The sequence below is a fragment of the Acidovorax sp. KPB24-07 genome (assembly GCF_057543315.1).
This window is the reverse complement of the sequence record NZ_BAAJYS010000636.1, coordinates 1-1,401: the sequence shown is the minus strand read 5'-3', so window position 1 is coordinate 1,401 and position 1,401 is coordinate 1. Positions and strand designations below refer to the sequence as shown.

General features: G+C 69.6%; 1 protein-coding gene. It reads right to left on the bottom strand.

Translation table 11 applies throughout. From position 1 onward, the window contains the following. Positions 1-101 precede the first annotated feature (101 nt). The gene (locus AC27IQ_RS24575; protein ID WP_487091149.1) at positions 102-1,301 is read right to left on the bottom strand and encodes an imelysin family protein; all 1,200 of its coding nucleotides are present in this window, start codon (positions 1,299-1,301) and stop codon (positions 102-104) included. Positions 1,302-1,401 lie beyond the last annotated feature (100 nt).

The window sequence follows — 1,401 nt, the reverse complement described above, 5'->3', positions numbered from 1 at the left end:
TGGCCACGAGGCCCGTGGCGGCCGCCGCCAGGCCTGCGCTGGCGGTCGCGAGGCGCCAGGTGCGGCGGCGGTGGAAGGCTTTCAGGAAACGCATCGCGGGATCAGGGTTGCACGAGGGTCAGCCGGGTGATGCCGATGGCGTTGGCGGCGGCGACCAGGTCCTTGGACTGGGCGCTCAGGCTGTCGATGGTTTTCTGGATGCGCTGGCGGCCCGGCGCGTCCTTCTCGCCGATGATCTCGCGGTCGAACGGCGCCTGGATGGCCTCGGCCGCCTTCACCGACGCGGCGATCTGCTGCGTGGTCTTCTCGGCCAGAGCCGCGTCCTTGGCGGCCACGAGGTCGCGCAGCGAGGGGCCCTGCACCTGGCTGCCGTCGGCGCGCCGGTACTGGCCCAGCCACACGTTCTGGATGCCCTGGGCATTGGTCACCGCGTCGCGGTGCGTGTTGTCGGAAAAGCAGGAGTGCTCGTCTTCCTGGTCCTGGCTGTTGAGCGCGACCTCCAGCCGCTCGCCGGCCAGTTCGCCGCGCGAGAGCGAGCCCAGGCCCACCAGCATCTTGCGCACCGATTCCTGCCCGCCCTTGGCGAACTTGGCGCGGTAGTTGTTCTTGGCCTTGGGGTCCCAGGCCTTGACGAGGAAGGTGAGGTCGTCGATCAGCAGGTCGGTGACCACTGTCAGGTACTGGCGGCGGCGGTCGGCGTTCTTGCCCTTGCCATCGACGAAGTCCTCGAAGTTGCGGTCGCCCGGGCCGGTGTCCGAGAGGTCCTGGCCCCACAGGAAGAACTCGATGGCGTGCCAGCCGGTGGCGATGTTCTCCTCGCCGCCGCGCTCGTTCTGCGCGGCGAGGTTCTTCTTGGTGATGGCGAATTGGCGGTTGTTCACCAGGCCGGCGTCGGGCTTGCCTTCGACGCTGTCCACGTACGACTCGTCCATGGGCCAGGCGTTGATCTGGCCTTCGGGGCCCTTGTCATCGTCGATCGGGCCGCCGTAGAAGCGGAACGCCTCGGTCTGGCCATAGAACTCGCGCGCGGCCAGCCAGGTCTTGCGGGCCTCGGCCAGCGTCTCCACCGACGGCTTGGCCGTGAAGGCCTTGATGGCGGCCTGCATGGCCTTGGCTGCGTTCAGCGTGTCTTCGTAATTGGCGTGCACCAGCGTGGCGTAGTGGGCAGCCACGGCATTGGCGGTTGCGGGCTGGGAGGCCTGGACGGCGGTGCCTTGTGCCTGGGCCACGCCCACGGCGCCGAGCGGACTGGCGGCCAGCAGGGCGGCGAGGGCGGCGGTTCTGAACAAGGGGGTCGTCATGGGCATCTCCAGGTTGGGTAAAAACGGACCGGGCGGACGCTTTCCGGCCTGCCGGAGGCAGGGCGCCGGGCCGCGTGCCGCCGGGCTCGGGCCGGGGGCA

Excerpts from the sequence above, each read along its gene's own strand:
- AC27IQ_RS24575 (WP_487091149.1), bottom strand. The coding sequence starts at position 1,301 with ATGACGACCCCCTTGTTCAGAACCGCCGCCCTCGCCGCCCTGCTGGCC.